The organism is Halobacillus hunanensis, assembly GCF_900166655.1.
Lineage (GTDB): Bacteria > Bacillota > Bacilli > Bacillales > Halobacillaceae > Halobacillus_A > Halobacillus_A hunanensis.
This window is the reverse complement of the sequence record NZ_FVZB01000006.1, coordinates 780,525-806,925: the sequence shown is the minus strand read 5'-3', so window position 1 is coordinate 806,925 and position 26,401 is coordinate 780,525. Positions and strand designations below refer to the sequence as shown.

Below are 26,401 nucleotides of genomic sequence, written 5' to 3'. Positions count from 1 at the left end.
AGCAACCTGTATGGGATTGCTTCTTTTTTTATTGTAAAAATCTCAATGTCAAAATGGTGCATAATCCCTAAGCGGTGAGAGGACGCCGATGTTTGCCCAGGTAGAAATGAAGGTAATGGATGGAGTAATGAGTCAGAGGTGTAATGGTTAGACATATATAAAACATTACGAGCTTACTAGATAAATAAAATAGGTATGGAATTTCTAAGGGGAGATGATGTTAGCAAATGATAGATATTCACACTCATATTCTTCCAGGCGTTGATGAGGGACCTTCGACGATGGAACATAGTATAAAAATGGCAGAGAAAGCCGTAAAGGATGGAATAGAGACAGTTGTAGCGGCTCCGCATTATAACAATGGGGGTCACGTTAATGATAAGAACACAATTCTGATTCAGGTCAGGGAGTTGAATCGGGAATTAGAGGAACGCGACATTCCGCTTACGGTTCTGCCCGGTCAGGAAACACGCGCATATGCAGATCTAGTAGAGGCGCTCCGGAACGATGAGATTCTAACCGTCAATGAAGGGGATTATGTATTAATCGATCTGCCTCATGACCACGTGCCGGGATACTTGAATACCCTCTTATTCAACATGCAGGTAGAAGGGTATCAGCCGATCATCGTCCATTCCGAACGAAACGAACAAATCATCGAGCAGCCGAATCTACTGTATTCCCTCGTGAAAAATGGCGCATTTGTTCAAATTACAGCTGGCAGCCTACTAGGGAAGCACGGCAGCAAAGTCAAGAAGTTATCCCATCAATTGATCGATGCCAACTTAGTGCACCTGGTTGCGTCAGGTGCACAGAAGCCACAAGAACTTAATCTCAAGGATGGCTACCGGGAGATTAAAAAGCACTACGATCAATCGATGGTCTACTACTTCTCGGAAAATGCACAGTATGTCGTGGAGGGCCAGGCCTTAGCAACCGCACCTCCGCAAAGAGTGAAGAAGAAAAAGGTATTAGGAATCTTCTAATTCACGCATAGAAAAGAGACCTCTTAGGGGTCTCTTTTTACTGTGTATGTTTTTAAAGTTAAATAGAAATTCGACAATAACCATAACAATACGTCAGGTTTATAAAGCGTTGTGTGAGAAATAGCGTTTTTTTTAGCGAAAAAAAGTGTATTAAATATGTTGGTTTCTCCCCCCTAGTCATGGTAATATATATAGAAAGTCATAGGTAATTACCATTAGAAAACCAAAACTTACCTATATTTATACAGTATATTCACTTTTTTACATAAAAAATGGGGGTATAATTGTTTGAGGGAGGAGGTTCTAGGTATTACGTGGTATGCACATCAAACACATGCTATCCAAGCTAGTATTGTTCGTTAAAACATACTCATGCTTGATAGAACGGGATAAATAATCGAATCCTATTATTAAGGGATTGTCTTTTTATTATTTATTGGTGATCTGGTTGATAAATAGTGGCATTATCTGACCCAAAAGGCACGGAATCAAGATTATTGAAAGAGAGTTCCGTGTATTCCTGGAAGAAATAGAATGAGGTTACAAAAGCAACCCAAGGGACTGCTTATTTTTATTTAGAGAATCTCGATACCTAGATTTTTAAGGTTGAGATATGCAACATGAATTATTATGAGAACGATACCAAAATTTGCTTAGGAATATGGGTGAATATTGGAAGGTTCGGGAAACTATTTTGCTAGATAGAGAGAGATTTCAGCAAGTCAGATAGAAAAATTATAGAAATTCTAAGGGGAAAGGGTTTTGGGCAATGATAGATATTCACACGCATATCCTTCCAGGTGTTGATGAAGGGGCATCAACAATGGAACATAGTATGAAAATGGCAGAGAAAGCAGTAAAGGATGGGCTACGGACAGTTGTAGCTGCGCCGCATCATAACAATGGGAGTCATTATAATTATAAGAACAATATTCTTATTCAAGTCAATGAGTTGAATCGACAATTTGAGGAACGCGATATACCACTAACGGTTTTGCCCGGACAAGAGACACGTGTATATGGTGATATTGTTGAGGCGCTTCAGAAAGATGAGATCTTAACCGTTAATGAAGGGGATTATATATTGATCGAATTGCCTCGTGATCACGTGCCGGGATATTTGAACACGCTCTTATTTAACATACAGGTAGAAGGGTATCGCCCGATCATCGTGCACCCTGAACGGAACGAACAAATCATTGAGCAGCCAAACTTGCTTTATTCTATCGTAAGGAACGGGGCATTTGTTCAGATAACGGCTGCCAGTTTACTTGGCAAGTACGGCAGCAAAATCAAGAAGTTATCCCATCAATTGATCGAAGCAAATTTAGTGCACCTGGTTGCGTCAGGCGCACAGAAGCCACGTGGACTTAATCTCAAGGATGGCTACCGGGAGATTAAAAAGCACTACGATCAATCGATGGTCTATTACTTCTCGGAAAATGCACAGTATCTCGTGGAGGGACAGGCCTTAGCAACCGAACCTCCGGAAAGAGTGAAGAAGAAAAAAGTATTGGGGATCTTCTAATTCACGCTTAAAAGAGACCTATATTAGGGTCTCTTTTTACTGTGTATATATGATATCGGCAGTTTGTAAATTTTGTTTAGTGTGTAAGACGCAAAATTACACGAGTTGAAAAAATGTCATATTAAAAAATTGTATAGAAGCGATCAAATATAAATTTAGTAATTAAAATTTTGGGGTGCGGAAATGATCGGTAGTCGGATAAAGCAGATAAGGAAAGAGAGAGGTATGACAATATCAGAGCTGGCAAAAAGGACAGGTTTTGCTAAATCTTATATAAGTTCTATAGAAAGAGAAATACAAACCAATCCTTCTATTGATTTCATAGAAAAGGTTGCTAAGGAACTTGAAGTTCCTACAGCCTTTCTGTTTCACGGAACAGGGGAAGGTAAAAACATTTTAGATGAAGAATGGTTGAGTCTGATTAATGAAGTAGTAGATGCTGGCTTATCTAAGGAATTGTTTCGAGAATATATAAAAACCATTAAATACATGCGTGATAAGAAAGATAATACATGATCATAAATATCTCCATAGCAACTGAGTCGGCGTATTCTAATTCACGCTTAGAAAAGAGACCTGCTTGATAGGTCTCTTCTTACTGTATGTATGGTATCGGACTGTATGATCAATACTTAATGGAAAATACCAAATAAAAGAAAGAAGTGTATGTTCCATGCGCCGCATTCTATTTACGATCCTGCCTGTACTTTACATGATTCTTATCTGGCTACAATCCAGCTCAACGATTGCAGAAATTAAAAGTTTTATCTGTATATTGCCATGACGATTAATACGTTGTTTGAGAGCTTGCACCTAATCGAATTTGCCATCTTGTATTTGCTAATTGTTGGAGCCTTGCTAGTCAACAAAAGGTTTACGAAGACTACCAGTTATGCAGCAGCGGCCGTTGCCATGCTGTATGGGTTTGTAGACGAAGTCCATCAGTTTTATGTTGTGGGTAGGTCATTTACGGTAATTGATTTGGTGAAGAATAATTTTGGTGTATTAATAGCCTGCTCGTTCATTCATATTTTTTATTTTAGTGATCTTATAAAAACATCCAGATAGGGAGGGGTCTTGCAATAGTGCAAATTCTGTCGATAAATTGTGAATCATAGAAAATTAAATAGAATGAAACATAAGTGTAATATGCAATTAACAATTTACTAGTATTCTATTTGGATGTGAGGGTTATTAGTAATCTATTTATAATGTAAGCGCATACTGAAAATGTCCTAGGAAAAAAGTTTCCGACATAAATACGACATGTACACCCTTGATATCATTGCACTTTTCCCTAAAAATGTTAGCGATCTAGGAATATTCTCCAAATATCCCCTTCATGACCCAAAGGAAATCTGCTATAATATCTTTAATACAAAGTATTAAAAGATGTACAAGGAATATATATTATAAGTACTAGAGAGGAGAGGGACTATTGATTGATATCCACAGCCATATACTCCCTGGTGTTGATGACGGTGCTCAGTCCATTGAAGAAAGCATCAAGATGGCCCAAGCAGCTGTAGCTGATGGCATACATACGATTATTGCTACACCTCACCACCAGAACGGGACCTACAATAACTACAAGAACAACATCACGATCCAAGTGGCTGAGCTCAATCGACATTTGTCAGATTATGAGGTTCCATTAACCGTCTTACCAGGACAGGAAACACGAATCCATGGAGACATGTTAGAGGGACTCAGAAACGATGAAATCCTCACATTAAACAAAACAGGAAACTATGTCTTTGTCGAATTTCCATCGGATACCGTTCCGAGATATGCTAGTAAACTATTATTCGACATGCAAGTTGAAGGCTATCAGCCCATTATTGTCCATCCAGAACGCAATCGCCATATTATCCAGCATCCCGACACACTCTACAACTTAGTTAAAAAAGGTGCATACACTCAGATCACAGCAGCCAGCCTATGCGGACGTTTCGGAAAGAACATCCAGAAATTTACTCACAAATTAATCGAAGCGAACTTGACCCACCTTATTGCATCTGATGCTCATAACACCACTTCTAGAGGGTTTTGTATGAAGGATGCCTATAGGGAGTTACGAAAAAACTATGGTCAGTCCATGGTTTATTTATTTGCGGAAAATGCGGAGTATGTTGCTGAAGGACAAGCGTTAGCTTCGGATGTGCCAACGCATGTTAAAAAGAAAAAGTTTTTGGGATTATTTTAATAAGATATGGGGTGACACAAGTTTTTTTGTGTGACCTCTAATTTGTGAGGGAAGGGGTGTTTACTAAAATGACTACAGCTTTTAGAAAGAGATTGGCTTTATTAATTATTATCGATTCAATAATAGTATCTTTTTCGATATACATGTCTCACTTTTTCTTGAATCCTTATGTGACTACATTTGATTGGATGATGTTTGTTTCAGCTTTAACATTGTTGTTAACTCATCATATTTTTTCAAGTGTATTTGGGATGTATAAGAAAAAGTGGCGTTATGCCAGTATGGAAGAATTACTCGGAATTATAGTTGTTGTCTCTTTATCTATCGTATCGGCTGCAGCTGTACAAGCTTTAGCTTTTGGTTCTATTTATGAACGCGCACTTGTTATTACGTGGATGTTACATATTTTATTAATCGGCGGGGTAAGGTTTGCTTGGAGATACTATAAAACATACGGACTTACTGTTAACCCTAAAGGTAAAAAAGCAAAATTTGTAAAAAATGATCCCGATTTAAAAACAACTTTAATTGTGGGGGCAGGATCTGCTGGACGTATGCTGGCACGACAGATGAAGGGTTCAGCAGAAGTGAATACAAACCTAATTGGTTTTGTTGATGATGATTTCACGATGCATCACCTAACTATAGGTGGCTTACCAGTGCTTGGAAGTACGGAAAAAATTGAGGAGATTTCAAAACGATATGGAATCAATCACATAGTTATTGCCATGCCTTCTATTGAACGAAATCGGGTTAAAGACATTATTCAAGAATCACAAAAAGTAGTGAAAAATGTCCAAACTCTACCTATGATCGAAGATATTGCTCTTGGTAATGTTTCAGTCAATCAAATTCGTGACGTATCAATTGAAGATTTATTAGGACGAGAACCAGTTGAGTTAGATATTGACTCTATTTCTAGTGAAATCAACAGTAAAACAGTGCTTGTAACAGGTGCAGGTGGATCGATCGGTTCAGAAATTTGTCGACAACTGGTCAAATTTAGCCCAGGAAAGCTGCTCTTATTAGGCCACGGGGAGAACAGTATTTATACCATTCATATGGAATTGTCCCAGTTAGATATAGATACGGAGCTTGTAACGGTAATTGCAGACGTTCAGGACCGTGATCGTATTTTTGAAGTAGTTAATGAGTATAAACCATCTTATATCTATCATGCTGCAGCCCATAAACATGTTCCGTTAATGGAAGCAAACCCGAAAGAAGCGGTTAAGAATAATGTGATTGGGACGAAGAATATTGCTGAAGCGGCGGATATGGTTAAAGTTGGGAACTTTGTTCTCATCTCGTCTGATAAAGCAGTAAATCCTACAAATGTGATGGGAGCGACTAAACGTGTTGCTGAAATGGTTGTGCAATCGTTAAGCCGCACAAGTCAAACTAAATTTGTAGCAGTACGATTCGGTAATGTACTAGGAAGCCGTGGCAGTGTTATCCCGCTATTTAAGAAACAAATTGCAGCAGGAGGTCCAGTAACAGTGACGCATCCTGACATGACACGATATTTCATGACGATTCCTGAGGCCTCAAGGCTAGTAATGCAAGCGGGGGCTTTAGCTCGTGGTGGAGAGATCTTTGTGCTTGATATGGGTGAACCGGTGAAGATTGTTGATCTGGCCAAGAATCTTATTTCTCTTTCAGGGTTTAGGGAGGAGGAAATTGGAATTAGATTTGCTGGGATACGCCCTGGTGAGAAGATGTACGAAGAACTTCTCGGTGAAGGGGAAGTTCATTCTAAGCAAGTCTTTCCTAAAATCTATATTGGAAAAAACAATGATGTGCCGGTTACTGCTCTTTATAATTTTATTAATTTTGAGATGGATGAACTGACTAGTGAAGATATTAAATCAAATGTTTTTAGATTAATCGATAAAAAAGAACCAGTTTCAAATTAAAAAGATTACTGGAGGAATAACATATGACAAAGGTTAAGAAAGCGATTATCCCTGCTGCCGGGCTAGGTACGCGCTTTTTACCAGCTACTAAAGCTATGCCTAAAGAAATGTTACCCATAGTTGATAAACCAACTATTCAATACATAGTTGAAGAAGCAATCGCATCAGGAATTGAAGACATCATAATCGTTACAGGTAAAGGGAAGCGTGCTATAGAAGATCACTTTGATAATAACTTTGAACTTGAAGACAATTTAATGAAAAAGGAAAAATTTGAATTATTAGATAAAGTAAATGAAACTTCCAATGTAGATATTCACTACATTCGCCAAAAAGAGCCTAAAGGGTTAGGGCATGCTGTATGGAGTGCACGTAAATTCATTGGTAATGAACCATTCGCAGTACTATTAGGTGATGATATTGTCGAGGCTGATACTCCTTGTCTTAAACAATTAATAGAACAGTATGAAGAAACTGAGTCATCCATTATTGGGGTTCAACAAGTAGCTGATGATCAAACCCATCGTTATGGGATTATTGATCCTTCAAGTAATGAAAACCGCCGTTACCAAGTAAAAACATTTGTAGAGAAACCTGTACAAGGTACTGCACCTTCTAACTTAGCTATTATGGGTCGCTATATTCTTAACCCAGAGATATTCTCGTTCTTAGGGCAACAAAAGACAGGGGCCGGTGGAGAAATTCAGTTGACTGATGCGATTCAGGAATTAAACGAACTACAAAGTGTATTTGCTTATGACTTCGAAGGTAGTAGGTATGACGTTGGTGAAAAGTTTGGTTTTATAAAAACTACGATAGAGTTTGCCTTGAAAAATAATGAAATTGGTCCAGATGTAGAAGAATTACTAAATTCTTTAGTAAATCCAAAAGTCCATAATTAAATAGTAAGGGAGGTTATAACGTGAATATTTCAGTAGTAGGTACTGGCTATGTTGGACTAGTTACTGGTGTGAGTTTGTCTGACATTGGTCATACCGTTACGTGTATTGATATAGATAATGAAAAAATATTAAAAATGCAACAAGGAATTTCGCCTATATATGAACCCGGTCTTTCAGATATGATGACTAAAAATATTAATGAAGAAAGACTTTATTTTACGAGTAATCATCAGGAAGGTTTTGAAAGTGCTGAAGTAATTTATATAGCTGTGGGAACACCGGCAAGAGAAGATGGGTCAGCTAATCTTTCATTTGTAGAACAAGTAGCTAAAGATATCGCTTCACATGCTATTAGGGATGCAGTCGTAGTGACTAAGAGTACAGTGCCCGTGGGAACGAATGATAAAATCCAATCTATTATTGATAAAAACTTAGTGCATCAAGTAAATATTGAAGTTGTTTCCAATCCTGAGTTTTTAAAAGAGGGGTCCGCTATTTATGACTCATTCAATGGAGATCGCATTGTCATTGGAACTAATAGTGAAGAAGCAGCAAATACTATAGAAGAAGTTAATAAGCCCTTTGGAGTCCCTGTTTTTAAAACAGATATTAAAAGTGCCGAAATGATTAAGTATGCATCTAATGCATTTCTTGCAACAAAAATCAGCTTTATTAATGAAATTTCAAACATCTGTGAGAGACTAGGTGCTAATGTTGAAGATGTTGCAAATGGCATGGGTATGGACAAGCGAATCGGGGACAAGTTTCTCAATGCAGGAATAGGTTATGGAGGTTCATGTTTCCCAAAAGATACAAAGGCGTTGATCCAAATAGCAGGAAATGTAGAGTATGACTTTGAGTTACTAAAGGGTGTAGTAAAAGTCAATCAAAAGCAACAGGGGTTATTACTTCAAAAGTTAAACGAACGTATTCCTGACTTGAATGGGAAACGAATTGCTGTTCTAGGTTTGGCATTTAAACCGAATACAGATGATATGAGGGAGGCTGCTTCATTAGTCGTTACAGAGGAATTGGTTCATGCTGGAGCAGAAGTGGTTGCTTATGATCCGATTGCGATGGATAATGCGAGGAGAATCCTTAATGACAATGTTCAATACGCTAATTGTGTAGATGAAGCAGTGAAAAATAGTGATGCTACGTTGATTCTTACAGAGTGGGATGAAGTTAAAAATGTTGATTTAAATGTATTTGAATCAATGAATTATCCACTTCTCATTGATGGAAGAAACTGCTTCGAACTAGAACTGATGAAAGAAAAAAATGTAGAATATCATTCAGTGGGTAGACCGTTAGTCCATTATAAAGGTAGACAAGTATTATTAAAGTAGCTCTTATATACAAATAGCAAGCTATTTTATACGATGTGGCGCGTCTTCTGGGCTATTTCAGAAGGCCCCCTCCTTTGTTATAAATAAAACTTAGATCCTAGTTATAAGTGGTAAAAGAAAGTTCTGGTATTGCGGAGTAAATCATGAAACTTTTGTCCAGTTTATGAGGGTTGTGATTGTACTTGTAATAATTTAGTGGGTTAGTAGTTGGGTGGAGAAACTGTTCCAATTAAGTACAAGGCACTAAAAAGATGCGTTTTAAATACTAATGACCAAATTATATAAAAGTGAGGAAGATTTAAGTGACTGATTCTAATGTAAGAAATGTACCTTTCTCTCCACCGGATATTACAGATGCTGAGGTCGAAGAAGTTACAAAAGCAATTAAGTCTGGGTGGATCACAACTGGCCCTAGAACAAAAGAGTTCGAAAAGAAAATTGCCGAATACGTTGGTGTGAAAAAAGCTGTATGCCTTAACTCTGCTACTGCAGCAATGGAACTTACTCTTCGTATTTTGGGAATAGGACCTGGGGATGAGGTTATTACCTCAGCTTATACTTATACGGCATCTGCATCAATAATAGAACATGTTGGTGCAAAAATAGTATTGGTTGATAACGCTCCAGATTCCTTTGAAATGGATTATTCAAAACTTGATGAGGCGATTACTGAAAAAACGAAAGCCATTATTCCTGTTGATATAGCGGGTAAAATGTGTGATTACGAGGCTATTTATAAAGTTGTAGAAAACAATAAAGGAATTTTTAAACCCAATAATGAAATCCAAAAAGTATTTAATAGAATAGTTGTAATGACTGATGCTGCTCATGCTCTTGGAGCAGAGAGGCACGGGATGAAATGTGGACAAGTTACAGATTTTACTTGCTACTCTTTCCATGCAGTGAAAAATTTGACTACTGCTGAAGGTGGAGCTGTCGTCTGGCGTAGTCTCCGTGGTTTAGATGATGAATGGTTATATAATCGATTTATGCTATACAGCCTTCATGGACAGTCTAAAGATGCCTTTGCGAAAACAAAAAAAGGTTCATGGGAGTATGACATTGTCCTTCCGGCTTACAAGTGTAATATGACTGACATAACTGCTGGAATAGGTTTGATACAGTTAAACAGATACGGTGTTCTCATTAAAAGACGTAAGGAAATAATTGATATGTACGACAAGGCGTTGCTACCTTTAGGAATTAAAAGGTTACAGCATTATTCAGATGAATATGCTTCTTCAGGTCATCTATATTTAATGAGAATACCTGGAATCGAAGAAGCTGAGAGAAATAAAATAATCGTTAAAATGGCTGAGGCGGGTATAGTTTGTAATGTACACTATAAGCCTTTGCCAATGTTTACGGCTTATAAGAATCTAGGGTTTGATATTAAAGATTATCCGAATGCCTTTAATGTGTATAAGAATGAGGTTTCATTACCACTTCATACTTTGTTAAGTAATGAGGATGTTGAGTATGTTATTGATAGCTTAAAAGAAATTTTGAATAATATGTAAGGTATTAATTAACTACTGATTAGTTATGATAAAGGAGGGAAATTAGGTGAAATTAGTATATGAAAAGGTTTATCCAGATGAACAGAACAAACTATCAGAAGTTTACGAAATTATTAAGAACAGTGGAGAAAAAATGTTTAAGGAAAAAGGATTAATCCACTGGAGAACACCATACCCTATTGAAAATATTAAAATAGACTGCAAAGAACGAGAAGTATTTTTAGCTAAAAATACAGATACAAACTCATACGTGCATACATTCCAATTAGAGTTCTTAAATGATGACTTGAAGAACTCTAATAGTAATAATAAAGTAAGTAATATAGTGGTCATAAATAAATTTGCTACTCTACCCCAATATGCAGGATGTGGTATAGGAAAGCAAAGTATTAATTACATTGAAAAGTATTGCCTAAGTAGAGGTGTCTCAAATATCAGCTTAGAAGTTTATGATAAGAGTAAGCATGCAATTCGGTTTTATAAAAAAAGAGGATTTGTTGTTACAGGGTCAAAATCAACAAGGCATTTTACAGTTTCATTGATGGAAAAACAACTTTAGTACTTAATCTATATTTCTCTTAGTTTTTAGGGTAATTGGTTAAAGGTAGAAGAGGATGGTTCAGAATGAAAAAAGTCCTTATAGTGGGTGCGGGTTTTCTACAAGCCTTTGTTATCAGAAAGGCAAAAGAAATGGGATATTATACTATTACAATAGATGGTAATCCAAACTCTATAGGATTTAAATACGCTGATGATTTCAGCGTTATTGATATTGTTGACCAAAAGGCATGCTTAAAGTATGCACAGGCTATGAAGATTGATGGGGTCATGACAGCTGCAACGGACTATGGTGTGCTTTCGACAGCGTATATTGCGAAAGAAATGAATCTTCCTGGACTAAAAAATGAAGTTGCCAAGGTTATCAAAAATAAATATATTGTGCGCCGTGAATTGTTTAGGAAGAATGTTGATGATGTTTCTCAATATTATGAAATTAGTAATACTGATGAACTGGATGAAATACGTAACTTAATTAAATTTCCTGTAATGATAAAGCCGTGTGATGGGTCAGGGAGTAAGGCTACCAAGAAAGTTGATTCATACTCAGATTTGCTAGATGCCTGCGATAGGGCGATAAAAGCTTCTTTGATTGGGAAAGCCCTAATAGAAGATTTTATTGAAGGGAAAGAGTATGGGATAGAGTCCTTGGTCTATAACGGAAAGGTTTACGTGCTTGGGGTTATGGGCAAATATATGACCAATCCACCTGATTTTGCGGAGCTAGGTCATTTTATTCCTAGTCAGTTACCAATTGAAAGAGACGTGAAAGAAGTGGCTAAAAATGCCATCGAAGCCTTAGGAATAAATTTCGGCGCGGTAAATATGGATGTGCTGGTCACGAAGGACAACCGCATCTGTATTATTGATATAGGAGCAAGAATGGGGGGGAACTTAATTGGATCACATATCATTCCTGTTGGAACAGGCGTTGATTATATGGGAAGTCTAATACGTGCCTCGTTAGGAGATACAGTTGATTTTGAAACTCAAAAATCAGGAGTAAATGTTGTAACAAAAATATTGGCTTTAGATCCGGGAGAAGTAATAGGGTTGCCAAATTTTTCAATAATCAAGGAGAAGTTTGGGGTTGATATTTATCATGATTTAAAAGTTGGAAGTTTGATTAGCGAATACCATAACAACTTAGATGGGAATGGATATGTAGTTTCTGTTGCAAAAGACATAAGAAAAGCTGAAAAAAGAGCAGAGGAAACAAAAAACATGATTAATAAAGGCATAAGAAGAGGTTAGTCCATACGGATTTTCAATGTATTAAGGAGAGAAAATATGTATAGAAACTATATAAAACGGATTCTAGATATTATAGTTTGTATCTTAGGATTGATATTCTTCTTACTATTGTATATCATCATAGGAATATTGATAAAACTAGAAGATAGAGGCCCGGTATTCTATAAAGTAAATCGTATTGGGAAAGACAGTAAGTCTTTCAAAATGTATAAGTTTCGCTCAATGAAAGTTAACGCTCCACTTATACTTAATGCAGATGGAAGCACCTTTAATGGTGAGAAGGACCCAAGAGTTACAAAAATCGGAAAATTCATAAGGGAAACAAGTATTGATGAAACTCCCCAGATACTCAATGTACTTAAAGGTGATATGAGTATAATAGGGCCTCGAGCTAGTTTAGAAAGTGCGCTCGAAACTTTTAAAAGTGATGAAATCGATAAAATGAAAGTTAGGCCTGGTATTACAGGCTATACACAAGCTTATTACAGGAACGGATTATCTAATCGCCAAAAACGTTTAAAAGATGCATGGTATGCAAATAATGTTCATTTTATTTTTGACCTCAAAATTTCCTTGAAGACTATTACTACTGTAATTAAAAAGGAAGGGGTGTACACAAGATCTAACTGAATTGTTAATTAATTCGATATAGGATGAAATTATGAAGATATTAATTATGAAAGCTTATTATAAACCTGAAGTAACTTCCAGTTCTTATCTAACCGAAAACTTGTTACAGGCATTGTGTCAACATGGTATAGAAGTTGATTTGATTGTCCCCACTCCAACTAGAGGAATAAGTAAGGAAGTGAGAAAGGATTACAAAAGCAGAAAAAAAGAAGTTTTATATGATGGAAAATTAAACATATATAGATTTAATTTGTTTAATGAAAGAAGAAGTATTCCATTAAGAGTTATCCGTTATCTTTTGAGTAATCTACTTTACTTTTTAAAAGGTCTTAAAGCAAAAGACATTGACTTAATTCATGTTTCAAGTACACCGCCTACAATGGGAGTAGTTGCTGCTTTATTAAAGAAAGTGAAAAAAGTTCCGGTAGTCATTTCTATTCAAGATGTTTTCCCTGATTCTTTAGTAAGTAGTGGGATCACTCACAATAATTCCTTGCTATATAGGCTTGGTAGAAAAATTGAGGAATTTACTTATGAAAATTCTGATAAAATAATTGTAATCTCGGAAGACTTTAAAAGCAATCTCCTTTCTAAAGGTGTGTCTGGTGAAAAAATACATGTTATTTATAATTGGGTAGAACAAAACAGCATTGTCCCAATTAAGAGAAAAGATAATATGTTAGTTGAAAAATTAGGTTTAGATATTGATAAGTTTTATGTGGTTTATGCTGGTAACTTGGGTCATGCGCAAAATGTAGAAATACTAATACAGGCTGCTAATAGATTAAGAGATAATGTTCATATAGAATTCCTGATTTTTGGAAATGGAGTTTTGGAGGAAGAAATTAAAAAGAAAATAAATGATTTGGAACTTGAAAATATAAAACTATATCCATTATTACCATATTCAATGGTCTCCCATGTTTATAGTTTAGGGGATGTATCAATAGTATCTTGTAAAAAAGGATTTGGAGGAAGTGCAATGCCTAGTAAAACATGGAGTATTATGTCATGTGGACGGCCAGTTTTAGCAAGCTTTGATTCCGGGACTGAACTAGAGAATACATTAAAGAAGAATAATTTAGGTCTTTTTTCGGAAGCCGAGGATTTGGATTCATTAGTTAATAATGTTTATCAATTATATAAAAAAAATCATTTAGCAACTGAAATGGGGAAAAACGGAAGGGAATTTATTTTAAATAACTTGACTAGTGAGAATGGAACTAGCGAATACATTAACACATTCTGGAAAGCAGTGATGAAAAAAAATGTTTGAAGAAAAAACAATACTAATTACAGGTGGCACCGGCTCATTTGGTCATGCAGTACTCAATCGTTTTTTACAAACAGACGTGAAAGAAATCAGAATTTTCTCGCGTGATGAAAAAAAACAAGACGATATGCGTAGAGAATACCAAAATGAAAAAGTGAAATTTTTTATCGGGGACGTCCGTGATAAAGATAGTGTAAAGAATGCTATGTATGATGTGCATTATGTTTTCCATGCCGCAGCATTGAAGCAAGTTCCTTCCTGTGAATTTTTCCCTATGGAAGCCGTAAACACGAATGTAGTGGGTACAGAGAATGTTTTAACAGCGGCTATCGAAACTGGTGTTGAAAGAGTAGTTTGTCTTTCGACTGACAAAGCAGCATATCCAATTAATGCAATGGGGATCTCCAAAGCAATGATGGAAAAAGTTTTTGTTGCTAAGTCTAAGACCGTTTCTCCAGATCGTACACTCATATGTGGGACAAGATATGGAAACGTAATGGCTTCAAGAGGTTCTGTTATTCCGTTATTTATTAACCAGATCAAACAAGGAAAACCAATTACAGTGACTGACCCGAACATGACGCGCTTCTTAATGAGTTTAGAAGAGGCTGTTGAACTTGTTGTATTTGCTTATAAAAATGGAGAAGCAGGAGATATTATGGTTCAAAAATCACCTGCTAGCACTATAGGTGTTCTAGCTCAAGCATTGAAGGAATTATTCGATGTAGATAATGAGATTAAAATTATTGGAACCAGACATGGAGAGAAGCTTTACGAAACTCTCTTGACGAAAGAAGAATTTGTTGTCGCTGAGGACCTTGGGGGGTTCTTCCGCGTCCCGGCAGATCAGCGTGATTTAAATTATGATAAGTACTTTAAAGAAGGAAATGATCAGCTTTCTACTATTCAAGAATATAATTCGCACAATACAAGAATACTAGATATTAATGAAGTAAAAGAAAAGCTTCTCGAATTAGATTTTATACAAGAAGAACTAAGTCAATGGAAAGATAAAGTAACGGTGTAAGGAGGTCTGTCGTTGAAAATTTTAGTAACTGGTGCAAATGGGTTTATAGGTAAAAACTTGATAGCAGAGTTGAATAATAGAGGATACCAAGAGATTTTACCTTACACAAAGGAATCCACAAAAGCTGACTTAGAGTCAATGTTAAAAACATGTGATTTTGTGTTTCATTTAGCGGGTGTTAATCGTCCTAACGAGGAAAAGGAGTTTTTTGAAGGTAATGTAGATTTAACAACTGAAATCATTGCTTTATTGAATGAATATAATAATGAGGCTCCTTTAGTTTTTACTTCTTCCATTCAAGCGGAAAATGATTCACCATATGGAACTAGCAAACGCGAAGCGGAGGAAGTCCTTTTAAAAAATGTAAAAAAATCGCTTGTTTTTCGGTTACCGAATGTATTTGGAAAATGGTCGAAACCAAATTACAATACAGTAGTAGCTACTTTCTGCCATAATGTTGCTAGAGATATTCCTGTTGCCGTTAATGATCCTGTAAAAGAGCTTGAGTTTGTATACATTGATGATGTGGTGAATGAACTTATTCGTGTGATGGAGAAAGAAGAAAAGTCATCAGGCTTTTATACAGTCCCTGTATCTCATAAAATATCTTTGGGAAAGTTAGCTAAAACAATTCAAAGCTTTAAAGAAAGTAGAGATAATCATTTTGTTCCTTATATGGGTGATCTTTTAACTAAGAAACTTTACAGCACTTATTTGAGTTTTATACCAGAAGATCAATTTTCTTATCCACTAAAAATGAATGACGATAATCGTGGTTCCTTCACTGAGTTCTTGAAAAGTAATGACCGTGGTCAAGTATCGGTAAACGTTTCTAAACCTGGTATCACAAAAGGAAATCACTGGCATCATACTAAAAATGAAAAGTTTTTAGTAGTTAGTGGTGAAGGGTTAATTCGTTTTCGGAAAATAGGTAGCGATGATATTATTGAATATCGTGTGAATGGAGATAAATTAGAGGTTGTCGATATTCCTACGGGATATACTCATTCAATTGTGAACGTTGGGGAGACAAATTTAGTAACTGTCATGTGGGCTAATGAGACATTAGATCCGAATCATCCAGATACGTACTTTTTGGAGGTTTAATAGATGAGCACAAAATTAAAGGTTATGACAGTTGTTGGTACTAGGCCAGAAATTATACGACTTTCAGCTGTCATAAATAAACTAGAAGAGTCAGAAGCAATTGACCATATTCTCGTTCACACTGGACAAAATTATGACTATGAACTGAACGAGGTTTTTTTTGATGACTTTCATTTAAGAAAGCCAGATTACTTTCTTAATGCTGCTACAAGTGGAGCTATTGAGACTGTGGGAAATATCTTAATTAAAGTTGATCCTATTATGGAAGAGGTAAATCCAGATGCTTTTTTAGTTTTAGGAGATACAAATAGTTGTTTATGCGCGATTGCAGCTAAAAAAAGACAGATCCCTATTTTCCATATGGAAGCAGGCAACCGTTGTTTTGACCAACGTGTACCCGAAGAAACAAACCGAAAAATAGTTGACCATGTATCAGATATTAATCTAACTTACAGTGATATTGCTCGAGAGTATTTACTACGCGAAGGGTTTCCAGCTGAACGTGTAATAAAAACAGGAAGTCCTATGTATGAAGTTATCCATAGCCGTATTGCAGATATTGAGGAGTCCGATGTTCTCAAACGGATGGATTTGAACAAAAAAGAATATTTTGTTGTTTCGGCGCACCGTGAAGAAAATATTGGTTTAGAAAAAAACTTCTTTGATTTAGTTAATACTCTAAATTCAATTGCTGAAAAATACCAATTACCTATTATTATGAGTACTCACCCTAGAACTAGGAAAATGATTGAAAAAAGGAATGTCCAATTTAATTCATTAGTTAAGACGATGAAGCCACTGGGGTTCAATGATTATATAAAGCTTCAAACAAATTCAAAGGCGACATTAAGTGATAGTGGGACGATTAGTGAAGAATCCTCGATTTTAGGCTTTCCTGCTTTGAACATTCGTGAAGCACATGAGCGGCCTGAAGCGATGGAAGAGGCATCAGTTATGATGGTTGGATTAAATAAAGAAAGAATATTGCAGGGGATAGAAGTTCTTGAAATGCAAGGAAAAGATTCGTTACGAGATGTTGAGGATTATAGTATTTCGAATGTGGCGGACAAAGTACTAAGGATAATATTGTCTTACACGGATTATGTGAATAGAGTTATTTGGAAGAGTTATTGACTGTTTTATAGATTTACTGTTGGGGAGGAACTACATATATAAATAGTAAAAACCACAAGTTTGGAATCTATAAACAGATATTAGAGAAACAGGATAGTTAAAAACGTTCATGGAACGATGTTTGTTAGAGGAGAAAAAGTAGATGAAATTTAGCTATTTGTTTGCAAAACTAATCAAAAAAATTCACTTACCAGCTATTAAAAATTCCTATATCAATAAAACAGCGAAAGTTTGCTCCGGATCACACGTTATCGAAAGCGTAATAGATAGTTATTCTTATGTTGGCAATTTTAGTTCAGTGAACAATACATATATAGGGAAGTTTTGTTCTATTGCTGATAAATGTGCAATTGGTGGGGCTTCTCACCCACTGAATTGGGTATCTAGCTCACCTGTATTTCATCAAGGTAAGAATATAATGAAGAAAAATTTTTCTCATCATGATTTTAATCCCTATCAAAAAACTACTATAGGAAATGACGTTTGGATAGGTAGTAATTCATTAATAAAAAGTGGTATAACTATTGAGAATGGAGCCGTAATAGGGATGGGATCAATAGTTACAAAGAACGTTGGGGCTTACGAAATATGGGCTGGAAACCCAGCTAAATTGATTCGCAAAAGATTCAGTGAAGGTGAGATTAATATGCTTCAAAACAGTAAATGGTGGGAGTGGGACGAGCATACTCTTGCTGAAAAATCAAAGTATTTCAATGATATTGAAAAATTTTTGGAGAGATTAGGAGAATAAGTTTGAAAGTACTACATCTTTGTTTAGCCTCTTTTTATATTGATAATTATTCGTATCAAGAAAATTTATTGCCCAAGTATCATAAAGAGCTTGGTTATGAAGTCGAAATAATAACCTCACTAATATCTTTTGATCAAAATGGAAAAACTTATTTACTAAATAATGGTGGTAAATATATCAATGAGTTTGGTATTCCCGTAACTAGGTTGGAGTATAAAGGTTCAAAGGTTAGCAGTAAATTACGACAGTATAAAGGAACTTATGAGGAGATTTCCAGTGCAAAGCCTGATATCATTTTTATACATGGTGTACAGTTTCTTGATATTAATCATGTTGTTAGGTACTGTAAAGAACATCCAGAAGTAAAGGTTTTTATTGATAACCATGCAGACTTTTCAAATAGCGCTACAAACTTTTTATCTAAAAATATCTTGCATAAAGTAATCTGGAGGCATTGTGCTCATTTAATAGAACCTTATACTAAAAAATATTATGGGGTACTTCCTGCTAGAGTTGACTTTCTTAAAACTATATATAAAATTCCAAAAGAGAAAGTTGAATTATTAGTTATGGGAGCTGACGATGAGAAAGTTACAGAAGCCAACAACATAAATATAAAGAGGAAAATAAGAAAAAAGTATAATGTTAAAAATGACGATTTCCTAATTATTACTGGTGGTAAAATCGATACAGCCAAGAAACAAACATTACTATTAATGCAAGCAATTAAACAAATCCAAAGTAAAAAGATTAAGCTAATTGTTTTTGGTTCAGTGGTTGAAGAGTTAAAAGAAGAGGTCAACTCTTTAGTAGATGACGATAGAGTCCAATATATTGGTTGGGTTAAGGCTGAAGATAGCTACAAGTACTTTGCTTCTGCAGATTTAGCAGTATTCCCTGGACGGCATTCTGTATTTTGGGAACAAGCCGTAGGCATAGGGGTGCCGTGTATTTTCAAATATTGGAAAGGGACAACTCATATTGACTTAGGGGGGAATTGTAAATTCCTATATAAAGATACCGTTGAAGAAATTCGCGAGAGAATAATTGAGATTTTAAATAATGAAGAGAATTATGTTGAAATGAAAAAAACCGCGGAAACTAAGGGAATGAAGGCGTTTTCATATGCACAAATAGCCAAAGATAGCCTTGAAGTCTAATTATGCCATGTATAAACTTAGCAAAAATACAAACCCGATTCCCTAGAGCATAAAAATGGTAGATTAAATATTTGGGACCCTAAACAATGCTTCAACTCACGTATTTTCAAAACTATACACACTTTATGTTTCTGTAAAAAAACGATTTTGTTCTCGATTGTAGTGGTTGATGAGAACACATATGGTAAATCCTATTTCTGGGCGCTCCCGTATAGAACAAATCACTGACAACGGTTTTCGGCTATGATAGGGATCTCCTCGTTTCATATCTTTAGTAAAGTCTACTTACCTTAGCTTTCCTGTTCGAAAAATTGCGCCAGGTCTGATAGGTTCGGAAATATTAAATTAATTTGTGTGATGGAGCTACCCTATTATAAGAATGTATATTGGGGAAAGATATCTAATGTTATTAAATCTTAAAAACAAAATATATTCAGATATTATTTTAAATATTATATCTTCTGGAATTGTAGCAGTCCTATTGCAATTTCTTGTTTATCCATTACTTAGTAAAAATTCTTCAGCTAATAATTTCGGGGAAATTTTGGTGATGATGGGCGCTATAAATATAATAGCTGTATTTTTAGGAAACTCACTTAATAATATAAGACTTATATTTGAAAAAGAATACTATGAAGAAAATGTTATCGGTGATTTTTCTGTAATTTTAATAATTGCAGGAATATTTAATGTTTTATTAATTTCAGTCACAACTGCTTTGTTGTGGTCTGACCAACCTTTGTTAGGTGATTTGTTATTAATTTCAATATCAGTTCTTACCATGTTAAGAGCATATTTATCTGTGAGTTATCGAATAAAATTAGATTATATTAAAATACTTCAACATAACTTAATTTATGGCGCAGGCTTGTCTCTGGGTGCTGTTGTCTTACAATTTTCTGATGCATGGCAACTAGTGTTTTTTATAGGAGAAACTTTTTCTATTTTATTTTTAGTTATAACTACTGAAATATTAAGGGAACCATTAAAGATTACTCATAAATTCAAAAATACAATTAAACAATATATTTTCTTAAGTATATCTAACTTGATTAAAAACACATTGCTTTATATAGATCGATTAATTATCTTTCCTATCTTGGGAGGGGCTCAAGTGGCAGTTTTTTTTGCTGCTACTGTAATTGGAAAGATGTCGATATTTATATTAAACCCTATCTCTTCAGTTATGCTAAGTTATATATCTAATAAGAATCGTAAAATGACCTTAAAAGAATTTTGTATCGTAAATGTAACAGTGCTCTTTTTTAGTATGTTTACTACATTCTTCACCCTAATCGTATCAAAATATGTATTGAATTTATTATATGCAGATTTGTATGTGGAAGCTTCTAGTTTATTATTAACTGCAAATTCGGGAGTTATTTTACTAGCTAGTAGTTCTATCACCCAAGCGATAGTATTAAAATATAGTTCAACATATTTACAGGTAGTAATCCAGTTGGTCCATGGGATATTTTATATAGGTGGTGGATTGCTAATGATTACAGATTACGGATTGAAAGGTTTTTGTATTGCTTTACTTTTATCTGCGGTAACTAAGTTCCTTCTAATTTTCGGAGTGGGAGTAGTAACACTTAAAAAGAGTTAATTAGATAATTAAGAAAATCAAAAATATTCATATAATATATTGTTTATACAAACTATATAAATTATTAATTTAAGAGTAATTTTCGGATTTTTGACTTAATCAATTACTTTAGTATCTAAATGTGTCTAGAAGTAAGTTTATGATTATCATTAATATCATTAACTTAAACTATGAAAATATACATGGAGCGATTTATTTGAATAGTAATTTAACTGTAAAGAAATCAAATTTATTATATATTACCTGGTTGGCTGTATTAGCTATGTATTCTTCAAACTTTTTCGGTTACGGAGAATTTATCCCTATAATTTTATTTCCATATATTTTATTGTATTTATTAGTTGGGGAATTAAGTAAAAAATCCATGTTGACTTTAGTTTGCTTGTTTGTATTTAGTTTTACCTATTCTTTAATATCTTTTTTCTACGGTTATTTTACTTTGGCTAGTCTTTTAGGCCGACTTCTTTACCCGTCCATACTCTTTGTATTAGGATACAAGTTAGCTGGAAGTGATTTTAGTAATAAGAAAAGTTTGGGTTATTTAATTACAATTATAATTGCTTCTTCTCTTTATGGTTTTTTCTCTCTAATGAAATCAATTTTAACTTACGGTAGTATTAATGCTATTATCAATAATTTAGGAGGGAGAATTGTTCTAGATCTGTGGGGTAGTGGAGAAGTAAATGCTACGATATTGAATGCTAGCCTTTCTTTAGGTTTGTCACTGCTTCCCCTTTTGTTAAACAATTCTAGTATGGGAAGTTCCCTCAAATATCAATTTAAATTTAAACTTCTGTGTTTACTTTCTTTTGTAGTAAGTTTTTATACAATTTTCTCACTTGGAAATAGAACTGGTATTGTAATCGTAATCTTTTCATTTCTAACAGTCTACCTATTTGTAGAGAAAAATAACAGGAAACGGTTCTCAAAAGCCATTAGCTTATTTTTCATTACTATTATAGGTTATTTACTTTATTCACTAAATATTTTTAGTATTAAATCCATATGGGAAGGAAGTTTAATTTTTAATAGACTTAGCTCTCGTCAGTTGAGCGAAAATCCAAGGATTGATGCATGGATAAATGTTTTTATAGGTACCTTTGAACATCCTTTAGGTGGAAGGGAAACCAACATCCACTTAGGGTTTGCTCATAATTTGTGGCTAGATGTGGCGTATGATGCTGGGATAATACCTTTTATTTTGTTAATACTTTTTACTTTTATTTCACTATTTAGCATATATAAATTTTTAAAATCTGATTTTACTCTTATATTTAAAAGTCTCATATTAGCTATGTGTATAGCTTTTTTTATCACTTTTTCTCTGGAACCGATATTACAAGGTTTAATTACTTATTTTACAAGTTTTTGTTTTGTTATTGGGATCCTACAGAGGAAAGTTCACGATAAAAAACAATTGAACAGTCAACTAACCTCAGGTGACTTGGCCACTCTAAAGGATTAATGCTTCTAGTGTTACTTTTTACTTCGGTTCGACTGACACTTTAATTTAAATCCATGATGTATCAAAACTGGTTACTGATTCATAAATTTTTTACTCGCTATACTTGTGTTACATTAATATAGATTTGAAATTCAGTTTTATTATTTTCCACCTTAAAGTTAAAAAAGAAAACAACCACCTAACGGGCGATTATACCCATTCAGTATTTTTTATACAATTAGGCGAAAAAGAACGGCCAAATTTACGGATTAATAAACGCTTTGTCTTCCCTCTTCCAACTCACTACAGGGTTCCCACAAGGCCTTTAGGCGATTGGCAATCTTCCGGGCGCTATAGGATGGCCATATCTCTTGCCTATGTAAAACGAGTAAACAAAAGTGAGTAGTGCGATATAAATTTGATTTTGGGCAGCTTCTTTATCGAAGCTAAAGAAGCGTTTTATGTTACGTGTTGTAAGGGACACGAAAAAGAACCTTCTTCGACTCACTACATACGACTTGGAAACACCGGTCGAAACGCAGGCTTAGATGTATCGCAACCGTTGGAACATTGAGCTTTTCTTTCGTTGGATCACCATCATGACGTGGTCTATCTGACTTTGAAAAGATCCAATCTGAATGATGGTGCCAGATTCAACCACCGAGGAATCTTTACTTTGAAGCGGACGGTGTTCCTTTTGATACGTGTCAAAAATGTGTACCCCGAAACTGGGCCCAGGGAAACTGTTCGCTATTCAACGATACCGTTGTAGAATCGATCAGATAGAAATGTTTTCCAAACTTCATGTGTATATTTTTATCTTGACATTCATAGCTAGATAACGAAAATGGTGGCAAAAAACATCCGAATCAAATTTTAGATTTATAGCATTTACGTGTTTACCAAATGACGTTTTTTCTTCTTGTACCAAAATGGTAGTCCTTTATTTTGGATTTGGACAGGAACCCCCTGCGCCAACCATAATAAAGAATTTTTTTGATGGATAAGATCAGGTAATTATTTGTGCGACAATAGTGACTCTCTACACTGAGAGTGGAAAAGCAGGTTTGGCTTTTGAGTTTCCTTTAATTTTTTTTAATAGAAAAAAAATGAGGTATTTTATTATGCGATATCAATTAATTCATTCAGCTATTGAACAAGATGGTTGTAGGGCTATCGAAATAAGGGATCATGAAAAAAATAAATATTATGTTTATTATACACAGGAAATAATCTACATAAAAGAATCGGGTTTAAAAGCTTTCTTATTTTCTCATCTGAAAGATATAAACGAAGGTTATTATGATGTGGATTAGATTTTTAAGACAACAACCTATTACGAGAATCATCCTCTAGACAAAAAATCACTTAATATTTTCACCATATATTCTTCATAGAAAAATTTGTAGTTATATGAATAATTTATTAAGCAATTTAAATTCCATTTATTGGGATTTGGAGGATGGGTTAGTTATTTATTAGTATTCCGTGTGCATGCTACATGCTTCATACTGGGAACGCTTAGTCGAAGTATCTTAGAAATAGAAATTCCCTGCACTTTTAAAGGGAATATGCCAAAATAGCGCCTGGTTTGAAGATCAGATACTTTTCAGCTATATCTATTTTGTAAAAATCTTTTCAATAATAATATCACTCCATATTTCGACTGAATACCACCATCTTTTCATCGGGAGTAAACCAATGTGCTTTTCTAGACTGGCAGTGAAGGCTAAGTGTTTCCTGAATCTGGAGTCATATAGTGACTCCTCCATTATTGTATTTTTAGATGAAATACTTGAATTATATCTTTTTAATAAGGTCCTGGCTGTCATGAAATGTTCCTAACGAATGCTAAAATCTTTACCTAATCAGTCTATAAATATTCGTTTATGTCGCAATGCCAATTTAGACATACATGTTGATTCAGAATACTCTATTTTATTCATCTTAATTATCCAAGTAATTCAATGTTTTAAAAACCGCTCCCGTCAAAATCCTCACCCCAGGCATAATCATCTCATGATCAAACGACATATTTGGATGATGCAGCCCCGGTTTCAAATCACAACCCAATCCCAGAACGGAAGCCTTAATATGTTCCCTCTTCAATGTATAAAAGTGAAAGTCCTCACTTCCTGTTGTCGTTACAGGGTCTACTAGATTTTCTTCTCCTAAGACTTCCTTGATAGATTCCGCCATAAATGCCTGTGCTTCGGGAGCCACAATGGCCGATGCCATCATTGATTCTAGCGATAAATCGATTGGAACTCCATAGTAATCTGAGACGGATTTAACGGCTTCTTCTACAGAGTTCGTTAATTTTTCAATGGTATCGTTTTTTTGGGCGCGTAAATCAATGCTGAAGGTGGCGTTGCCTGGAATGATATTGGCACTTTCGCCGCCGGCCTGGAATTTGGTGAATTTGACGGAGTGGGGAATCATTGGATCGATATGGATGTGATTTAGTTTCTGGACTAATTCCGCTCCGACTTCGATCGCGTTGAAGCCGAGGTGGGGGCGGGCTCCGTGTGTGTCTTCTCCTTTAATTTCGCCGGTGATATGGCGGGCCGCTCCGTGAAACAGGGCAGGGGTGGCCATGCCGTTTTTCACTTCCTGAATGGGGCGTAGGTGAACGCCGTATAAGTAATCGACATCATCCACGACGTTTTTTTCGACCATTTTCAACGCGCCGGTTCCTTTTTCTTCGGCGGGTTGAAAGATGAAACGTATAGTTCCATTCGGGATGTGATCCATTTCTTGAATCGAGAGCAGTACGCCGAGAACCATGGACATGTGAGAGTCGTGGCCGCATGAGTGATTGGCCTGGAATGTGCCATTGACCTCCTGCCAGAGGGCGTCCATGTCGGCGCGGATTCCGACGACTGGTTTTCCTTCTCCGATTTCTCCGGTCACTCCGGTACAATCCTCAAATGTACGGACGCGGCAGCCATTTTCTACTAATAGATTTTTGATATATTCGGTGGTCTCGGTTTCTTTCCAGCTTATTTCTGGGTGGGTGTGCAGGTGTTGAAAGATTTCCATAACCTTTTTTTCGATATCCATCGTGATCACTTCTCCTTTTACAATTTAAACGTTTGTTTGAGTCGTTTTTCTTCCATTGTTAGTTTGTTTTGTCGGGTTTGTTCTGGCTCTTTAATAGATATGCCGGACACGAGCGCATTTAGAAAGGAAAACACAATCGGGGCCGTTTCGGAATGGCTCCTTTTTGAAAAATAGACGGGAAACAGGATGTCGGCGTGCTTTGATATCGGTGCGATGCCGGAATCGGTAATGCCGATAATCGTCCAGTCGCGTCGTTTCGCTTCTTCGGCGAGCATTAAGGTTTCCGTTGAATAGGCGTGAAACGAGAACACGATAAAGACGTGTTTGGATGATCCAAAGTCGAGATGGGCATCGAGATCAGGACGATAGAGCCTGGCATTGACCCCGATCGACTGTAATGCATAAGTCAGCCAGTGGGCCATCGAAAAGGTATAGCGCAATCCGGCAATCAGGACCTGATCGGCTTCTGCCAGGGCAGCCGTAGCTTGCTTAAATTGCTCTTCTTTTATATTTTCCGCTGTGGATGCGATGTTAAATTGATCGTGCAGCATCACGCGTTCATGAAAGGGACGCTCTTTCTCCTCGTTATGGGACAACGGATACTCCGCAAAGATCCGCTTCTGATTAAATACATAGTCGCGCACCTCATGCTGCAGCTCGCTGTACCCCTTATACCCTAACGTCAGACAGAAGCGAGTGATCATCGATTCGCTGACCCCGAGCGCCTCGCCAACCTTCTTCGCTGGGTTGGCCGCAAAGGCGGTCGGTTCCTCTAGTAGATAGTTCGCCACTTTTTTTAAGCCTTTTGACAAATCATCATAGGCGTTTTCAATTTTTGTGTAGTAATCTTCCACAAAGCTTCCTCCTGAAAATAAAAGATAATTTTTAAAATGATATTGATTTAAAAGAAATACTTTATTATAATCTATCATAACTTATTAGTTGTCACAATATTTACTCAGTTTTAACAAAGGAGGTAGTTTT

The 26,401-nt window shown here is 35.7% G+C and carries 23 protein-coding genes; 21 read left to right on the top strand and 2 right to left on the bottom strand.

Features of this window, described 5'->3' with window-relative positions:
- Positions 1 to 227: 227 nt before the first annotated feature.
- The 21 genes from B5354_RS09580 (at position 228) to B5354_RS09480 (ending at position 23,670) form a co-directional block, all read left to right on the top strand.
- The gene (locus B5354_RS09580) at positions 228 to 986 is read left to right on the top strand and encodes a tyrosine-protein phosphatase (RefSeq protein ID WP_079528188.1); all 759 of its coding nucleotides are present in this window, start codon (positions 228 to 230) and stop codon (positions 984 to 986) included.
- 769 nt (positions 987 to 1,755) lie between these two features.
- On the top strand, positions 1,756 to 2,514 hold the full coding sequence (locus B5354_RS09575; protein ID WP_079528186.1) for a tyrosine-protein phosphatase: 759 nt from the start codon (positions 1,756 to 1,758) through the stop codon (positions 2,512 to 2,514).
- Between the two features lie 183 nt (positions 2,515 to 2,697).
- On the top strand, positions 2,698 to 3,030 hold the full coding sequence (locus B5354_RS09570; RefSeq protein WP_079528184.1) for a helix-turn-helix domain-containing protein: 333 nt from the start codon (positions 2,698 to 2,700) through the stop codon (positions 3,028 to 3,030).
- Between the two features lie 264 nt (positions 3,031 to 3,294).
- Positions 3,295 to 3,582, top strand: a complete 288-nt coding sequence (locus B5354_RS09565) for a VanZ family protein (RefSeq protein ID WP_079528183.1) — start codon at positions 3,295 to 3,297, stop codon at positions 3,580 to 3,582.
- Between the two features lie 370 nt (positions 3,583 to 3,952).
- Entirely contained in the window at positions 3,953 to 4,720 is a 768-nt protein-coding gene (locus B5354_RS09560) for a tyrosine-protein phosphatase (protein ID WP_079528181.1), read from the top strand.
- Between the two features lie 68 nt (positions 4,721 to 4,788).
- Entirely contained in the window at positions 4,789 to 6,636 is a 1,848-nt protein-coding gene (locus B5354_RS09555; RefSeq protein WP_079528179.1) for a polysaccharide biosynthesis protein, read from the top strand.
- Between the two features lie 23 nt (positions 6,637 to 6,659).
- On the top strand, positions 6,660 to 7,538 hold the full coding sequence (gene galU, locus B5354_RS09550; RefSeq protein ID WP_079528177.1) for a UTP--glucose-1-phosphate uridylyltransferase GalU: 879 nt from the start codon (positions 6,660 to 6,662) through the stop codon (positions 7,536 to 7,538).
- Positions 7,539 to 7,558: 20 nt separating this feature from the next.
- Positions 7,559 to 8,887 carry a UDP-glucose dehydrogenase family protein gene (locus tag B5354_RS09545; protein ID WP_079528175.1) on the top strand — a complete coding sequence of 443 codons (1,329 nt, stop codon included), beginning with the start codon at positions 7,559 to 7,561 and terminating at the stop codon, positions 8,885 to 8,887.
- A 302-nt stretch (positions 8,888 to 9,189) separates the two neighbouring features.
- The gene (locus B5354_RS09540; RefSeq protein ID WP_079528173.1) at positions 9,190 to 10,407 is read left to right on the top strand and encodes a DegT/DnrJ/EryC1/StrS family aminotransferase; all 1,218 of its coding nucleotides are present in this window, start codon (positions 9,190 to 9,192) and stop codon (positions 10,405 to 10,407) included.
- Between the two features lie 46 nt (positions 10,408 to 10,453).
- Positions 10,454 to 10,966 carry a GNAT family N-acetyltransferase gene (locus B5354_RS09535; protein WP_079528171.1) on the top strand — a complete coding sequence of 171 codons (513 nt, stop codon included), beginning with the start codon at positions 10,454 to 10,456 and terminating at the stop codon, positions 10,964 to 10,966.
- Between the two features lie 65 nt (positions 10,967 to 11,031).
- The gene (locus B5354_RS09530; RefSeq protein ID WP_079528169.1) at positions 11,032 to 12,219 is read left to right on the top strand and encodes an ATP-grasp domain-containing protein; all 1,188 of its coding nucleotides are present in this window, start codon (positions 11,032 to 11,034) and stop codon (positions 12,217 to 12,219) included.
- Between the two features lie 36 nt (positions 12,220 to 12,255).
- Positions 12,256 to 12,849, top strand: a complete 594-nt coding sequence (locus tag B5354_RS09525; protein WP_079528167.1) for a sugar transferase — start codon at positions 12,256 to 12,258, stop codon at positions 12,847 to 12,849.
- 31 nt (positions 12,850 to 12,880) lie between these two features.
- Positions 12,881 to 14,125, top strand: coding sequence for a glycosyltransferase family 4 protein (locus B5354_RS09520; protein ID WP_079528165.1), 1,245 nt, complete (start codon positions 12,881 to 12,883; stop codon positions 14,123 to 14,125).
- The gene (locus B5354_RS09515) at positions 14,118 to 15,149 is read left to right on the top strand and encodes an SDR family NAD(P)-dependent oxidoreductase (RefSeq protein WP_079528163.1); all 1,032 of its coding nucleotides are present in this window, start codon (positions 14,118 to 14,120) and stop codon (positions 15,147 to 15,149) included. The genes B5354_RS09520 and B5354_RS09515 overlap by 8 nt, the downstream gene beginning before the upstream one ends.
- A gap of 12 nt (positions 15,150 to 15,161) precedes the next feature.
- Positions 15,162 to 16,256, top strand: coding sequence for a polysaccharide biosynthesis C-terminal domain-containing protein (locus B5354_RS09510; RefSeq protein ID WP_079528161.1), 1,095 nt, complete (start codon positions 15,162 to 15,164; stop codon positions 16,254 to 16,256).
- A gap of 3 nt (positions 16,257 to 16,259) precedes the next feature.
- Entirely contained in the window at positions 16,260 to 17,390 is a 1,131-nt protein-coding gene (gene wecB / locus B5354_RS09505; RefSeq protein WP_079528159.1) for a non-hydrolyzing UDP-N-acetylglucosamine 2-epimerase, read from the top strand.
- A gap of 142 nt (positions 17,391 to 17,532) precedes the next feature.
- Positions 17,533 to 18,141, top strand: coding sequence for a CatB-related O-acetyltransferase (locus B5354_RS20485; RefSeq protein ID WP_176142454.1), 609 nt, complete (start codon positions 17,533 to 17,535; stop codon positions 18,139 to 18,141).
- A gap of 2 nt (positions 18,142 to 18,143) precedes the next feature.
- On the top strand, positions 18,144 to 19,301 hold the full coding sequence (locus B5354_RS09495; RefSeq protein WP_079528157.1) for a glycosyltransferase: 1,158 nt from the start codon (positions 18,144 to 18,146) through the stop codon (positions 19,299 to 19,301).
- A gap of 403 nt (positions 19,302 to 19,704) precedes the next feature.
- Complete coding sequence (locus B5354_RS09490; RefSeq protein ID WP_079528155.1) at positions 19,705 to 20,910, top strand: lipopolysaccharide biosynthesis protein; 1,206 nt, start codon at positions 19,705 to 19,707, stop codon at positions 20,908 to 20,910.
- A 139-nt stretch (positions 20,911 to 21,049) separates the two neighbouring features.
- Positions 21,050 to 22,375, top strand: a complete 1,326-nt coding sequence (locus B5354_RS09485) for an O-antigen ligase family protein (protein ID WP_079528153.1) — start codon at positions 21,050 to 21,052, stop codon at positions 22,373 to 22,375.
- Between the two features lie 1,103 nt (positions 22,376 to 23,478).
- Complete coding sequence (locus B5354_RS09480) at positions 23,479 to 23,670, top strand: hypothetical protein (protein ID WP_079528151.1); 192 nt, start codon at positions 23,479 to 23,481, stop codon at positions 23,668 to 23,670.
- A gap of 631 nt (positions 23,671 to 24,301) precedes the next feature.
- On the opposite strand, the gene B5354_RS09475 is transcribed toward B5354_RS09480, so the two are convergent.
- Together B5354_RS09475 and B5354_RS09470 are read right to left on the bottom strand one after the other, a co-directional pair.
- Positions 24,302 to 25,417 (bottom strand): M20 peptidase aminoacylase family protein, encoded by a 1,116-nt coding sequence (locus B5354_RS09475; RefSeq protein WP_079528149.1) that lies wholly within the window; start codon positions 25,415 to 25,417, stop codon positions 24,302 to 24,304.
- 17 nt (positions 25,418 to 25,434) lie between these two features.
- A complete protein-coding gene (locus B5354_RS09470) occupies positions 25,435 to 26,349 on the bottom strand; it encodes a MurR/RpiR family transcriptional regulator (RefSeq protein WP_079528147.1) in 915 nt (304 codons plus the stop codon).
- Between the last annotated feature and the right edge of the window lie 52 nt (positions 26,350 to 26,401).

Coding starts and splice junctions, on each gene's coding strand:
- B5354_RS09530 (WP_079528169.1), top strand. CDS start 11,032: ATGAAAAAAGTCCTTATAGTGGGTGCGGGTTTTCTACAAGCCTTTGTT.
- B5354_RS09490 (WP_079528155.1), top strand. CDS start 19,705: ATGTTATTAAATCTTAAAAACAAAATATATTCAGATATTATTTTAAAT.
- wecB (WP_079528159.1), top strand. CDS start 16,260: ATGAGCACAAAATTAAAGGTTATGACAGTTGTTGGTACTAGGCCAGAA.
- B5354_RS20485 (WP_176142454.1), top strand. CDS start 17,533: ATGAAATTTAGCTATTTGTTTGCAAAACTAATCAAAAAAATTCACTTA.
- B5354_RS09480 (WP_079528151.1), top strand. CDS start 23,479: ATGCGATATCAATTAATTCATTCAGCTATTGAACAAGATGGTTGTAGG.
- B5354_RS09485 (WP_079528153.1), top strand. CDS start 21,050: ATGATTATCATTAATATCATTAACTTAAACTATGAAAATATACATGGA.
- B5354_RS09580 (WP_079528188.1), top strand. CDS start 228: ATGATAGATATTCACACTCATATTCTTCCAGGCGTTGATGAGGGACCT.
- B5354_RS09555 (WP_079528179.1), top strand. CDS start 4,789: ATGACTACAGCTTTTAGAAAGAGATTGGCTTTATTAATTATTATCGAT.
- B5354_RS09470 (WP_079528147.1), bottom strand. CDS start 26,349: ATGATAGATTATAATAAAGTATTTCTTTTAAATCAATATCATTTTAAA.
- B5354_RS09565 (WP_079528183.1), top strand. CDS start 3,295: ATGACGATTAATACGTTGTTTGAGAGCTTGCACCTAATCGAATTTGCC.
- B5354_RS09570 (WP_079528184.1), top strand. CDS start 2,698: ATGATCGGTAGTCGGATAAAGCAGATAAGGAAAGAGAGAGGTATGACA.
- B5354_RS09520 (WP_079528165.1), top strand. CDS start 12,881: ATGAAGATATTAATTATGAAAGCTTATTATAAACCTGAAGTAACTTCC.
- galU (WP_079528177.1), top strand. CDS start 6,660: ATGACAAAGGTTAAGAAAGCGATTATCCCTGCTGCCGGGCTAGGTACG.
- B5354_RS09515 (WP_079528163.1), top strand. CDS start 14,118: ATGTTTGAAGAAAAAACAATACTAATTACAGGTGGCACCGGCTCATTT.
- B5354_RS09575 (WP_079528186.1), top strand. CDS start 1,756: ATGATAGATATTCACACGCATATCCTTCCAGGTGTTGATGAAGGGGCA.
- B5354_RS09475 (WP_079528149.1), bottom strand. CDS start 25,417: ATGGATATCGAAAAAAAGGTTATGGAAATCTTTCAACACCTGCACACC.
- B5354_RS09525 (WP_079528167.1), top strand. CDS start 12,256: ATGTATAGAAACTATATAAAACGGATTCTAGATATTATAGTTTGTATC.